The organism is Mesorhizobium sp. (assembly GCF_965229135.1).
Classification (GTDB): Bacteria; Pseudomonadota; Alphaproteobacteria; order Rhizobiales; family Rhizobiaceae; genus Mesorhizobium.
Genome location: NZ_OZ245860.1, coordinates 579,675 through 592,858 on the forward strand (window position 1 = coordinate 579,675; position 13,184 = coordinate 592,858).

Genomic DNA, 13,184 nt, shown 5'->3' on the forward strand with positions numbered 1-13,184 from the left:
TTTTTCAGTTCCTGGATAGGCTTCAGTCTTTCAGCGGCTTTCCCAGCCGGCCGGCCAGATCCTGCGTGAACTGCCAGGCGACGCGGCCTGAACGGCTGCCCCGCGTCGTTGCCCATTCGAGGGCTTCGGCGCGCAGCGCATCGGGATCGATAGCAAGGCCTTGATACTGGACGTAGCCGCCGACCATATCGAGATACTCATCCTGCGAGCATTTGTGGAAGCCCAGCCACAGGCCGAAACGGTCGGAGAGCGAGACTTTCTCTTCAACGGCCTCCGACGGATTGATGGCGGTCGAGCGCTCATTGTCGATCATGTCGCGCGGCAGGAGGTGACGCCGGTTCGACGTGGCGTAGAAGATGACATTGGCCGGGCGCCCCTCGACACCGCCTTCAAGTGCCGCCTTCAGCGACTTGTAGGAGGTGTCGTCATGATCGAAGGACAGGTCGTCGCAAAACAGGATGAACCGGTAGGGCGCGGCCTTGAGCAATGTCATGAGCCTTGGCAGCGTGTCGATGTCCTCGCGGTGGATCTCGATGAGCTTGAGCGGCAGGTCGGACTTGGCCTTGGCGTTGATCTCGGCATGCACGGCCTTGACCAGCGAGGACTTGCCCATGCCGCGCGCGCCCCACAAAAGCACGTTGTTGGCCGCAAAACCGGCGGCGAAACGCTCGGTGTTGTCGACCAGGATGTCGCGCACGCGGTCGACGCCGCGGATCAGGCCGATGTCGACGCGATTGACCCTGCGAACCGGTTCCAGGAAGCCCGGATCGGCTTGCCAGACGAAGCAATCGGCTGTCGCGATGTCGGTTTCCGGCACTGCCGGTGGGGCGAGGCGGCTGACGGCCTCGATCAGCCGGTCGAGCTTCTGGTTCAGGGCTTCAATGCTGTTTTCGGTCATCTTGCGTCTTTTTGTCTTGGCTTTCACAGGGGTGCGACATCGGAACCTACTCGATTCCCGCGGTTTCGAAATCGCCGCCAACCTTTTGTTTGAGCGTGATCTTTTCGCGAAACCGAGGCACGCTTCCCGGCATGATGCTCTAACACGGGCCAAGAGCCCGGAAAAGCGGCGTATTTGCCGGGTCCCGCAGTTGCATTGAGAACTTTACCGACTATATTCCGGCCAAATTTCATGGGCCGCCTCGCGGCTTTTTTCAAAATTCAGGAGTTACCTCGATGTCCGGCACCTCTCCCGATATGCTGATCAGCATTTTGCCGTTTGTCCTGATTTTCGTGATCATGTATTTTCTCATCATCCGGCCGCAGCGTACCCAGTTGAAGAAGCGCGGCGAGATGCTGGCCGCGGTGCGCCGCGGCGATACCGTGGTTACCGGTGGCGGCTTCATTGGCAAGGTGACCAAGGTGATCGACGATGCCGAGCTCGAGATCGATCTCGGCGGCGGCACCAAGGTGACAGCGCTGCGCTCGACACTCGCCGACGTGCGGGTCAAGGGTGAGCCGGTGGCGAACCAGAACGCCAAGAAGTAACTGAATTGTCGGCGGGACTGTCCGCCAGCATGCCCTGACGGACGACGCCATATGTTGTATTTTTCGCGCTTCAAGATGATCCTGATCTGGCTGGCCGTGGCCGCCACAGTGATCCTCGCCGCGCCCAATGTCATACCTGCAAGCGTGCTGGCCCAGCTTCCCAGTTGGGTGCCGAAACGGCAGATGACGCTCGGCCTCGATCTGCAGGGCGGCTCGCACATCCTGCTTCAGATGGATCAGAATGATCTGGTCAAGGCGCAGCTGGAAACCACGCGCGACGAGATCCGGACGCTGCTGCGCGATGCCAAGGTAGGCTATACCGGCCTGACGGGCACCGGCAGGACCGTGCAGGTGCGCATAACCGATCCGGCACAGGTCGATGCCGCCAAGACGGCGCTGAAGCCGCTGACCGATCCGGTTACCGCCAGCCTGTTTTCCGGCGGTTCCGTTCAGGAAATGGCGCTGGATGATTCCGAACCCGGCCTGCTCAAATTCACTGTCACCGACGCAGGCATCAAATACCGTACGTCGGCCGCGCTGGCGCAGTCGATCGAAGTCGTCGAACGTCGCGTCAACGAACTCGGCACCACCGAGCCGATCGTGCAGCGGCAGGGCGATGACCGTATCCTGGTCCAGGTTCCTGGCCTTCAGGACCCGCAACGGCTGAAGGAAATCATCGGTCAGACCGCTAAGCTGACCTTCCAGATGGTCGATCAGTCGATGCCTGTTCAGGATGCGCTGAAGGGCCGCCCGCCGGCCGGTTCATCGATCCTCTATTCGCAGGACGACCCGCCGGTACCGTATCTGATCGAAAACCGCGTCATCGTTTCCGGCGAAGACCTTGCCAAGGCGACCGCTACATACGATTCACGGACCAACGAGCCTGTCGTTTCGTTCACCTTCAACTCCAGGGGCGCGACCCGGTTCGGCCAGGCGACTTCGCAGAATGTCGGCAAGCTGTTCGCCATCATCCTCGACAACCAGGTGATTTCGGCGCCGCAGATTCGCGAGCCGATCCTTGGCGGCAGCGGCCAGATATCCGGCAATTTCACGGCTCAGAGCGCCAACGATCTTGCGGTCCTGCTGCGCGCGGGCGCACTGCCGGCGAAATTGACGGTGATCGAAGAGCGGACCGTCGGTCCGGGCCTTGGTCAGGATTCGATCCATGCCGGCAAGGTGGCCGGCATCATCGGCTCGGTCCTGGTGGTGGCCTTCATGTTCGTCGCCTATGGTTTCCTCGGCTTCCTTGCCAACATCGCGCTCGCGGTGCACGTGGCGATGATCGTCGCGGCGCTCTCATTGCTTGGGGCGACGCTGACCTTGCCTGGCATCGCGGGTATCGTTCTGACAATCGGCATGGCCGTGGATTCGAACGTTCTGATCTACGAGCGTATCCGCGAGGAGCGACGAAACGGGCGATCGGTCATCCAAGCCATCGATACAGGCTTTACCAAAGCCTTGGCGACCATCGTCGATTCGAACGTGACGTCGCTGATCGCGACCGTGGTGCTGTTTTATCTCGGCACCGGGCCGGTGAAGGGTTTCGCCATTACCTTCGCCATCGGCATCCTGACCACGGTGTTCACCGCCTTCACCTTCACACGCCTGCTGGTGTCGATCTGGCTGCGCCGCGCCCGTCCGAAGGAATTGCCGAAGGCGCCGATCACTTTCATTCCGCCGGGCACCAAGATCCCCTTCATGGGCATACGCCGCTGGACATTCGCGCTGTCGAGCGTGCTGTCGGTCGCATCGGTCGTGCTCTTCATGACTGTCGACATCAACTACGGCATCGACTTCAAGGGCGGCTCGCTTATCGAGGTGCAGTCGAAGGTCGGTGATGCCAATCTCGGGGACATCCGCAGCCGGCTGACGGAGCTCAACATCGGCGAAGTGCAGGTCCAGCAGTTCGGCGCGCCAAACGACGTGCTGATCCGGGTGGGGGCGCAAGGTGGCGGCGAGAACGCCGAACAGAGCGTCATCGACAAGGTGCGTGGCGAACTGCAGAACAATTACGATTTCCGCCGCGTCGAAGTGGTGGGACCGACCGTTTCAGGCGAACTCGCCAAGCAGGGAACGATCGCCATGTTGATCGCGCTGCTCGGCATCCTGATCTATGTCTGGTTCCGCTTCGAATGGCAGTTTGCCGTCGGCGCCATCGTCGCCACGGTGCACGACGTGGTCATGACGCTTGGCTTCTTCGTCGTGACTGGGCTTGAGTTCAATCAATCGTCACTGGCGGCGATCCTGACCATTATCGGCTATTCGCTGAACGATACGATCGTCGTCTATGACCGCGTTCGCGAGGATCTGCGAAAATACAAGCGAATGCCGCTGCCGCAGCTGTTGAACAACGCCATCAACGAAACGCTTTCCAGAACGACGCTGACTTCGGTCACGACAATCCTGGCGCTGCTGGCGCTGGTGCTGTTCGGCGGCGAGGTGATCCGTTCGTTCACCATGGCCATGCTGTTCGGCGTCATCTTCGGCACCTACTCGTCGATCTTCATCGCCGCGCCGCTGTTGATCCTCTTCAGACTGCGTTCTTCGTCCGGAACGGCCGATGAGAAGGCGCCGGCTGGCAAGGTGGTCGCGACCTGACGGCCGGCGAGGACGGGTAAACAAGGGATGGCCAAGGGCATCGTCATCCGGGAGGCGCATTTCCCGGGTCGGGCGCCGATAGAGGCCTATGGCAACGGCGGGTTCCGCTTTGCCGACATGTCGCATCGCGGCTCGCTGCTGTGCCTGCCCTCGGGCATCCACGGCTGGGAGCCAGCCGATCCGCTGGCGCTGGCGGTGGCCGACTTCGACAGGCTGCTTGGCGAAGCCGGCGAGGTCGAGATCCTGCTGGTTGGCATGGGCAGGGATCTTAGGCCATTGCCTGCTGCCTTGCGGGCCGCGCTTAAAGCGGCAGGGATTGCGTCCGATCCTATGTCGACAGGTGCCGCGGTGCGGACATACAATGTCCTCCTGGCGGAGGACCGCGCCGTGGCCGCCGCACTCATCGCCGTCGACTGACATGACGGAAAACGCCAAGATCGTCATGGAGACGGTACGCGCCGCCGACCATGACCGTTATCTCTGCGCGCTCTACGCGCCGGAGGACAAACGCGACGCGCTGTTTTCTCTATACGCCTTCAATGCCGAGGTCGCCGGCATACGCGACCGCATCCACGAACCGTTGCCGGGCGAAGTACGGCTGCAATGGTGGCGCGACGTCATTGCCGCTGGCGGCGAGTCAGGTGCCGGTCATCCCGTCGCCGAGGGCCTGAACGCCACGATAGCCAGGTTCAGCCTGCCGAAACTGGCTTTCGAGAACATGCTCGAAGCGCGCATCTTCGATCTCTACGACGATCCGATGCCGTCGCGCACCGACCTGGAAGGCTATTGCGGCGAGACGGCGGCAGCGCTGATCCAGCTTGCCGCGATGGTGCTCGATCCCGTCGAAGCATCAAAATTCGCCGAACTGTCGGGCAGGGCCGGCTGCGCGCAGGCGATGACCGGGCTGCTGCTGCTTTTGCCGCTGCACCGCAAGCGCGGCCAATGCTTCGTTCCGGCGGACATACTGGCCGCGGCGGGTTCATCGCCGGAGGAATTCGTCACAGGGGATGGCGGACCAGGCGCGAGCCGTGCAGTTGCCGCGATGATCGCGTTGGCGCGGGAGCATCTTTCCGCTTTCGAACAGGGTGCATCGGCGTTGCCGGTTTCGTTGCGACCGGCGTTCCTGCCGCTTGCGCTATCGCGGGCCTATCTGGCGAAAATCGAAAGCCGCTCGCCACTTGCGGCCATTCCACGGCTTTCGGCATTGCGCAGGCACTGGTTGCTGTTGCGCCTGGCGTCGAGGGGTTGGCCTCCACGTTGACGTAAACGTCAACCGTGCTAGGGTTCCTCGGGCCGGAATGCAACCGCGGATGTAGACGTCCGGAGGAGATGCCTGTCCATGAGCCTGCCCGTACTTGTCGCGATCGTCGCCTTCGGCATAGCCTTGTCGGTCGCGGCAGTGCATTTCACTGGCGGCAGCAGGACAGCAACGCTCACAGGCGCGGATCAGGCGTCGAGCCGTTTCGCCCAGGATTTCCCCGACGAAGTGATCGCAGCAGCTCGCCTGACGACGGATGCCAGGACAGCGTTTCTCGATCTCGGGCCAGCGCGCGCCGGTATCGTTCACAGCTTCGGCGATTGTTTTTTGACGCGCATCGTGACGCCCGCAGATATCTTGGCGCTGAACGCCGTCGACGACCGCTCGGTTTCATTGCGGCTTGCCGACTTCACCTGGAAGGGCGGGCAGTTTGTTTTCAGCAACGCCAATGATGCCGGCGCGGTGATCGCCATGCTCCGGACGCAAGCCTCAAGCCAAGTCAGGGAGGCCGCGTGATGGAGAGCTACAATTTTCCGCAAGTGACCCAGCTTGCCATCCCGTTCTTCGTCGTGGCGATCCTGGTCGAGCTCTGGCTCGTGCGCACCGGCCGCGCCAGTGGCTCTTTCGAAACCCGCGACACGCTGACCAGCCTGATGATGGGCACCGGCAATGTCGTTGCCGGGCTGCTCCTCGGCGTCGTCTCCTACTGGGGCCTGCTGTGGCTGTGGCAGTTCCGCTTCTTCAATCTCGGCCTGTCGGTCTGGGTGTTCCTGGCCGCCTTCCTGCTCGATGACCTTCGCTACTACGTCTATCATCGCATCGCGCACCGGGTTCGCTGGGTCTGGGCCGAGCACGTCAACCATCATTCCAGCCAGCACTACAACCTGTCGACGGCGCTCAGGCAGAGCTGGACGAGCCTGTTCACCTTCATGTTCGTGCTGCAGGCGCCGCTGGTGCTGCTTGGCTTTCACCCGGCGGTGATAGCGTTCACTTTTGGCTTCAACCTCGTCTGGCAGTTCTGGATCCATACGGAAACGATCGGCAAGATGTGGGGCTGGTTTGAATTCATCTTCAATACGCCGTCGCATCACCGTGTCCATCACGCGACGAATCCGCGCTATCTCGACACCAACTTCGCCGGCACGCTGATCATCTGGGACCGTATGTTCGGAACCTTCGTCGAGGAGTTGGAAGAGGACCGGCCCCGCTACGGCATCGTCAAGAACATCGGCACTTTCAATCCGCTGAAAGTGGCGTTCCATGAGTGGATCGGCATGTTCGCCGACGCCTTCGCACCCGGCCTTACGCTGCGCGAGCGCATCAACTACCTGTTCAAGCCGCCGGGCTGGAGCCATGACGGCTCGCGCGAAACGTCGGAAAGCCTGAAGGCAGGTTATGTGCGGCGAAATCCCGGTGAGGCTGGCAAACCAGGGCTGCCGACGGCGAGCATGGATGCAGCGGAGTAGCCTTGCCTATTCCGCAGCTTCCGCCGTCTGCGCCGGCAGTCCCAGCCATTCCCTGCAATCGGCGCGCGCACGCGATGTGATGGCGTGCCGCTTGGCGACCGTCTTGTCCTTGCCCCGCAGGCGCTTGCCTTCGATCTTCACTGCTTCCACCGGTGGGAACAGGCCAAAATTGACGTTCATCGGCTGGAAGGAACGCTTGCCCGGTTCGTCGTCGGAGACGATGTGGCCGCCGGTGATGTGGTTGAGCAGGGCGCCGAAGGCCGTGGTCAAGGGCGGCAGCGAAAGCTGATGTCCAAGCCTTTCGGCGGCGGCGAAACGTCCGGCGAGCAGGCCGATGGCGGCGCTCTCGACATAGCCTTCGCAGCCGGTGATCTGGCCGGCGAAGCGCAGGCCGGGGCGCGACTTCAGCTGCAGCGATGCGTCGAGCAGCGTCGGCGAATTGATATAGGTGTTGCGGTGCAGGCCACCGAGGCGGGCGAAGTCGGCATTTTCCAAGCCCGGAATGGTGCGGAAGATGCGGACCTGCTCGGCGTGCTTCAGCTTGGTCTGGAAACCGACCATGTTGTAGAGCGTGCCCAGCGCATTGTCCTGCCGCAGCTGGACGACGGCATACGCCTTGACGGTCGGGTTGTGCTGATTGGTCAGGCCCATCGGCTTCATCGGCCCGTAGCGCAGCGTCTCGACGCCACGCTCGGCCATGATCTCGATCGGCAGGCAGCCGTCGAAATAGGGCGTGCCTTCCCATTGCTTGAATTCAGTCTTCTGGCCGTCGACCAGCGCCTGCACGAAGGCAAGGTACTGGTCCTTGTCCATCGGGCAATTGATGTAGTCCTTGCCGGTGCCGCCCGGGCCGACCTTGTCGTAGCGCGACTGGAACCAGCAGATGTTCATGTCGATCGTGTCGAAATGCACGATCGGCGCAATGGCGTCGAAGAAAGCGAGCGCGTCGGCGCCGGTCGCCTCGGCGATCGACTGGACGAGCGAAGGCGCCGTCAGCGGACCGGTGGCGATGATGGCCTGGTCCCACTCCGCCGGAGGCAGGCCCGGCACTTCCTCGCGCTCGATAGTGATGAGCGGATGCGCCTCCAGCCTTTTGGTCACCGCTTCGGAAAAACCGTCGCGGTCGACGGCAAGCGCGCCGCCCGCCGGCACCTGATGGGCGTCACCGGCGCTCATGATCAGTGAGCCGGCCAGCCGCATTTCGGCATGCAGCAGGCCCACAGCATTGTTTTCAGCGTCATCGGAGCGGAAGGAATTGGAGCAGACCAGTTCCGCCAGGCCATCGGTCTTGTGGGCGTCGGTGCCGCGGACGGGGCGCATTTCGTGCAGCACGACGGGTACGCCGGCTTGCGCCGCCTGCCATGCGGCTTCGGAACCGGCGAGACCGCCGCCGACGATATGGATTGGGTTTTTGCTCATGAGCGCCGGAATAATCGCTTGCCGTCGCGATTGCAATTGTTGTGGAAAGCGCTTGGTTTGGAAAGCCGCCCTGAAAACAACAACACCCGCCGGGGGAGGAGGTCCGGCGGGTGTCGTTTTGGTGGTCAGCCCTCGGGAGGAGGTGAAGGCCGACCGTATTCGTCGTTGCCGGGGAGGAGGTCGGCTTCGACGAAAACTCTTTCGCGTTTTGAAAAGGGGCGAAACCCTTTGGGAAACAGCGCCCGCCGCGGGAGGAGGTGCGGCGGGCGCCGTTTGGGTGGCCAACCCTCGGGAGGAGGTGAAGGTTGGGCCTATTCGTCATCGCCGGGGAGGAGGTCGGCTCTGACGAAAACTCTTGTCGCTTTTAAAAGGAGCGAAACCTTTCTTGGGAAACAACGCCCGCCGCGGGAGGAGGTGCGGCGGGCGCCGTTTGAGTGGTCAACCCTCGGGAGGAGGATAAGGGCTGACCGTCTTCGTCAGGGTCGGGGAGGAGGTCGACCCTAGCGAAATTCCTTTTTGTTAGATCGCCTGACGGGCGATGATCTTGATCTCGTCGCGGACGATGCCAAGGTCATGCAGCTGGCGGTTCGACAGGCGACCCAGCTCGGTAACCGTCTCGCGATAAACGCGCCAGTTACGATAGTTGCGGATCAGGTTCATTGTCGTTCTCTTTTTCAAAACTGGTTCGGACCATTCGCGGTCCGAAGAATTAGACCGCCTTGCGAGCGACGTAGGGAATGTCGCTGCGGCTGATGCCGAGGTCGGTCAGTTCACGGTTGCTCAGGCGGCTCAGCTCGGAAACAGTGTCCCTGTAGCGGCGCCAGTTGCGATAGTTGCGGATCAAGTTCATGATATTTCTCGTTTCGTCTTTCTTCCGGATCATTCCGTCTTTGTGTACGAAGCATAAATAGGCGGGCCCATATCGATTTAAAAGCGCTATTGGCGCATGGCAGCAATGCAATTTGTGCAATGCAACATTAATAGGCCTTCACGCCACCGACACAAAGAAACCCGAATCGGAAAATGCCGTCACGTCAACGGTTTGGCCGGATCGGTTGAATAACTGACCAAGAAGGGGGAGAAAGCCATGGCGACCTATTCGACGCGGGTCAGAACGGACATTGCGCGATGGGTGCAAGCGGGCCTGATCGACGCTCCAACCGCCGACGCGCTTGCACGCGATGTGGACGCGAACGACCGCAAGTCGCTCAGCTTCGGCTCTATACTCGCCATGATGGCGGCGCTGCTGTTTGGCGCGGCGATCCTGATCTTTGTCGCGGCCAACTGGGAAGCCATTCCGAGGCTCGGGCGCGTGGCCGCGCTCTTCGTCATCATTGTCGCCGGCTATGTCGGTGGCGCGGTGCTGAAGACGCGCGACCATGCGGCAATCGGCGAGGCGCTGTGGATCGTTGCCGCGGCGGCCTTTGGCGGGTCTATCGCGCTGATTGGTCAGATGTATCATTTTTCAGGAGACGAATCCTCGGCGGTGATCACCTGGGGCGTCGGCACCGCGCTCGCCGCGCTCGCCTTGCGCTCCAATCCGCTGACTGTCGCGGCGGTGGGTATTGCCGACGCATGGCTGTTCCTGGACGTGTTCGACTATTTCCGGAATAGAGACATTCCACATCTCTTCATCGTCATGATGGTGGTGCTGTTTGCGATTTCGTTCTGGACCCGCAGCCAGGCGGCCCGGCACCTGATTATCCTGTCGGTCATTTTCTATCTGGTCCTGTTGATGGCGGACCACGGCACGTTGCCGGTCGCTGTGCCGCTTGCGCTGGCATCGGTGGCGCTGTTCGCGGGCGCCGTTCTGGCGCCCGGTCCGGTGGACAAGGTCGTCCAACTTGGCGGCCGGTTGCCCTTGCACGCCTTGCTCGGCTTTCTCACTGGCCTGGCGGTCATCCAGTTCCAGTTGGCGGATCGAGGTACTTCTGATGGCGGGTTTGCCATCGCGTCCGCCATCGCGCTTGCCGGCATTGCCGCGGCAATCGTGCTGGCAGGGCGCGAGAGCCGGGCATTGCGATGGATTGCCTATGCCGGTTTCGCCTTCGAACTCGCCATCATCTATGTGGTGACCCTGCAGTCGATGCTGGATACGGCGGGCTTCTTCCTCGCGGCCGCCGTGCTTCTCGGCATTCTTGCCCTCATTATCATTCGCGTAGAGAAACGCATGAAGGGCCCAACCGTTCAGGGAGCAGCAGCATGATGACCGGTAAGCGACTGATCATCTCGGCGCTGGTGCTGTCACTCATCCAGATCGGGTTCCTGAGCTGGATCATAGCCGGAAGGGCAGCGATCCTGCGCAGTGGCAAGGAGGTGCTGCTGAAGGTCGAGCCGATCGACCCGCGCGACCTCCTGCGTGGCGACTATATTCTGCTTGGCTATGACATTTCGCGGATACCGGTCGCGCTGATCGCCAACATCCCCCAAGGCAAACTGACCACGGACGATACATCTTTGGTGGTGCGGTTGAAGAAGGGCACGGACGGCTATTGGCAGGCAACGACCGCTTGGTTCGGGCAAGCGCCGTCGCCGGCCGGCCCGGATGAAGCCGATATTGTCGGCAAGGTTGCCGCAGGCTGGGGCCTGGATCCCGGTGCCACGATCGCGCCGGATTACGGCATCGAGCGGTTCTACCTGCCGGAGGGCGAGGGAATGCCGATCCAGAACGACATGCGGGTGCGTCCTTTCGGTATCCGCGTCGCGCTCGCCACCAATGGCACGGCGCAGATCAAGGCACTGATGGACGGCGACAAGACGCTGTTCGAGGAGCCGCTTTATTGAGAACAGCTGCAGCCCGCTAGGGAAAATCGGCCATGACAGGCGCTACTATCGTGACACTGGAACACCGCGCTCTTGAGTTTGCCACCCGTGCTCACGCCTCGATCGACCAGCGTCGCAAATATACCGGCGAGCCCTATATCGTACATCCAATCGCCGTCGCCGAGATCGTCAAGACGGTGCCTCATACGTCGGAGATGCTGGCGGCTGCCTACCTGCACGATGTGGCCGAGGATACGCCCTTCGGGCTCGATGTGATCCACAAAGAGTTCGGGCCAGCGGTCGGCGACCTTGTATATTGGCTGACCGACGTTTCGAAGCCGTGGATGGGCAATAGAAAACATCGGAAAGAACTGGACGCCCAGCACACCGCCAAGGCGCCGCCAGCGGCAAAGACGATCAAGCTGGCCGATCTGATCGACAACACGATCTCGATCAAGGCGCGGGATCCCGATTTCTGGCGGGTCTATCGACATGAAAAGCTGAGGCTGCTCGAGGTGCTGAGGGACGGTGATCCGACGCTTTGGGCTCGCGCTGCGCAATTGGTCGAGAAAGAGAATGCAGATAGCTGAGGCAGCGTTGCGTGAAGCGTGACGGCTCCGTGCGAGGCTGACCTGCTCAAGCCATTTCTCAATTGGAACTGGAAGAGGAAGCGACTGAAGGTCGGCTCGGCCGAGCAGCCACAGTCGATGACCTCAATGGGGGCGATCCGAGCATGCCGATCATCTTGACGACGCGAGACGATATAAACCTGGACACGGTTTTTCGCGTGGCCTGGAAAAGGGAGACGGTGGAGATCAGTGGCAAGGCACTCGATCGGATTGCCGAGTGCCGCGCCTCGTTCCTGCAGCTTATCGATTCCGATCCGGCGCCGGTCATCTATGGCGTGACCACCGCCATGGGAGAATTGGCGAGCCAGCGGCTCGCGCATGACGAACGGGATCGCCATGCGCGCATCAAGGCGTTCGCGGCCGCGACATCCTTTGGCGATCCCTTGCCTGATCGCGTGGTCAGGGCGATCGCGTTTGCGCGCCTGACCAACTTCATCGAGGGAAACGCCGCGACCACGCCGCGTATGGCGCTGGCCGTCGCGGCGATGCTGGATGGAGGCTCCATGCCCACGGTCTCGTCCGCCGGCCAGGGCGGCGCTGGTGAAATCCTCGCCCTCTATCCGTTGTTTGCTGAGCTCACTGCGCGTTTCGACCTCGAGGTGAAGGAAAGGGGCGCCTTGATCAACGGATCACCATGCGCCGCGGCGCTGGTGGCCGATGCGGCGCTCGCGGCCCGCCGTCGTGTTCGGCTGGCGCAAAAGGTCTTCGCCTTGTCGATCGAAGCGTTTCGCGCGCCTCTGGAGCATTATGATGCGGCGCTCGACGCGCTGTGGGGTGATGAACACGAGGCTGCGGCGTTGCGCGGCCTGAGGGAATTTCTGCTCGGTGCGGGAGACGGACGGCGTAACTACCAGGCGCCCGTGAGTTACCGGATCGTGCCGCGCGTTCTCGGGCAGGCACACCGCGCGCTCGCCGCGGCGGAGCGGGCGGCGACCGTGTCGCTCGCTTCGATATCCGACAATCCCGTCTATATCCCACCCGACGACGCACACCCGCTCGGCCGCTGCATCAGCACGGGCGGCTATCACAATGCCATGGCGACGCCGGCCCTTGATGACCTGGCGGCGATCTGGGCCGATATCTGCCTGCTGTGCGACCGTCACGGCTCAAAGCTGCTGAACGGCAAGGTGTCGCAGCTGCCCGACCTGCTGATGACGGGGCGGCACTGGGCCGACAGCGACGGCCATGGCAATGTCGGCTATGTGCCGATGGCAATCACCGGCTATCTGGAGCAAGCAAAGCTTGCGGCGCAGCGCACCTTCATTCCTGGCACGGAATCAGCCGGCGCCGGACAGGACGATGTCGCCACGACGGCGTTCCTGGCCTGGACGAAGGAGGCGACCGCAGGCCGCTGCGTCGACGCCGCGATGGCGATGCTGGCCATGATCGCCTCCCAGGCGCTTGACGTTACCGGCCGCGCGGCACCGCCGGCGCTGCAGACGTTCGTCGCGGATATCAGGAGCCTGGTACCGCCGGTCGGCGATGATCGCGTTCTAGGGCCGGAACTGGCGAAACTGAGCGAGTGGTTCACCAGCCAGGTATTTGCAACGTAAGCGCGTTCTTGAA

General features: G+C 62.1%; 14 protein-coding genes. 10 read left to right on the forward strand and 4 right to left on the reverse strand.

Annotated elements, in window-relative coordinates; translation table 11 throughout:
• Positions 1-22 precede the first annotated feature (22 nt).
• Complete coding sequence (locus tag ACO07C_RS02720; protein ID WP_421912693.1) at positions 23-898, reverse strand: ATP-binding protein; 876 nt, start codon at positions 896-898, stop codon at positions 23-25.
• A 275-nt stretch (positions 899-1,173) separates the two neighbouring features.
• Between ACO07C_RS02720 and yajC the strand changes: the two genes are divergently transcribed.
• The 6 genes from yajC (at position 1,174) to ACO07C_RS02750 (ending at position 6,807) form a co-directional block, all read left to right on the forward strand.
• Positions 1,174-1,485 (forward strand): preprotein translocase subunit YajC, encoded by a 312-nt coding sequence (yajC, locus tag ACO07C_RS02725; RefSeq protein WP_421912694.1) that lies wholly within the window; start codon positions 1,174-1,176, stop codon positions 1,483-1,485.
• 51 nt (positions 1,486-1,536) lie between these two features.
• Positions 1,537-4,083 carry a protein translocase subunit SecDF gene (gene secDF, locus ACO07C_RS02730; protein WP_421912695.1) on the forward strand — a complete coding sequence of 849 codons (2,547 nt, stop codon included), beginning with the start codon at positions 1,537-1,539 and terminating at the stop codon, positions 4,081-4,083.
• A 27-nt stretch (positions 4,084-4,110) separates the two neighbouring features.
• On the forward strand, positions 4,111-4,500 hold the full coding sequence (locus ACO07C_RS02735) for an Mth938-like domain-containing protein (RefSeq protein WP_421912696.1): 390 nt from the start codon (positions 4,111-4,113) through the stop codon (positions 4,498-4,500).
• A gap of 1 nt (position 4,501) precedes the next feature.
• A complete protein-coding gene (locus ACO07C_RS02740; protein ID WP_421912697.1) occupies positions 4,502-5,344 on the forward strand; it encodes a phytoene/squalene synthase family protein in 843 nt (280 codons plus the stop codon).
• 123 nt (positions 5,345-5,467) lie between these two features.
• Positions 5,468-5,857: a hypothetical protein gene (locus ACO07C_RS02745; protein ID WP_421912698.1), complete on the forward strand. Its 390-nt coding sequence runs from the start codon at positions 5,468-5,470 to the stop codon at positions 5,855-5,857.
• The gene (locus ACO07C_RS02750; protein WP_421912699.1) at positions 5,857-6,807 is read left to right on the forward strand and encodes a sterol desaturase family protein; all 951 of its coding nucleotides are present in this window, start codon (positions 5,857-5,859) and stop codon (positions 6,805-6,807) included. Before ACO07C_RS02745 ends, ACO07C_RS02750 begins: the two co-directional genes overlap by 1 nt.
• Before the next feature lie 6 nt (positions 6,808-6,813).
• Here the strand turns inward: ACO07C_RS02750 and trmFO are convergent, their stop codons facing one another.
• The 3 genes from trmFO to ACO07C_RS02765 form a co-directional block, all read right to left on the reverse strand.
• Positions 6,814-8,226, reverse strand: coding sequence for a methylenetetrahydrofolate--tRNA-(uracil(54)-C(5))-methyltransferase (FADH(2)-oxidizing) TrmFO (gene trmFO / locus ACO07C_RS02755; RefSeq protein ID WP_421912700.1), 1,413 nt, complete (start codon positions 8,224-8,226; stop codon positions 6,814-6,816).
• Positions 8,227-8,745: 519 nt separating this feature from the next.
• Positions 8,746-8,886: a DUF1127 domain-containing protein gene (locus ACO07C_RS02760; RefSeq protein ID WP_013531314.1), complete on the reverse strand. Its 141-nt coding sequence runs from the start codon at positions 8,884-8,886 to the stop codon at positions 8,746-8,748.
• A 49-nt stretch (positions 8,887-8,935) separates the two neighbouring features.
• Positions 8,936-9,076, reverse strand: coding sequence for a DUF1127 domain-containing protein (locus ACO07C_RS02765; protein WP_013531315.1), 141 nt, complete (start codon positions 9,074-9,076; stop codon positions 8,936-8,938).
• Between the two features lie 237 nt (positions 9,077-9,313).
• Here ACO07C_RS02765 and ACO07C_RS02770 point away from each other — a divergent pair, with 237 nt between their 5' ends.
• From ACO07C_RS02770 to ACO07C_RS02785, 4 genes are all read left to right on the forward strand, one after another.
• Entirely contained in the window at positions 9,314-10,432 is a 1,119-nt protein-coding gene (locus ACO07C_RS02770) for a DUF2157 domain-containing protein (RefSeq protein WP_421912702.1), read from the forward strand.
• Complete coding sequence (locus tag ACO07C_RS02775; protein WP_421912703.1) at positions 10,429-11,010, forward strand: GDYXXLXY domain-containing protein; 582 nt, start codon at positions 10,429-10,431, stop codon at positions 11,008-11,010. Before ACO07C_RS02770 ends, ACO07C_RS02775 begins: the two co-directional genes overlap by 4 nt.
• 32 nt (positions 11,011-11,042) lie before the next feature.
• Positions 11,043-11,579: an HD domain-containing protein gene (locus ACO07C_RS02780; protein ID WP_421912704.1), complete on the forward strand. Its 537-nt coding sequence runs from the start codon at positions 11,043-11,045 to the stop codon at positions 11,577-11,579.
• A 143-nt stretch (positions 11,580-11,722) separates the two neighbouring features.
• Positions 11,723-13,171: an aromatic amino acid lyase gene (locus ACO07C_RS02785; protein ID WP_421912705.1), complete on the forward strand. Its 1,449-nt coding sequence runs from the start codon at positions 11,723-11,725 to the stop codon at positions 13,169-13,171.
• The last annotated feature ends 13 nt before the right edge of the window (positions 13,172-13,184 follow it).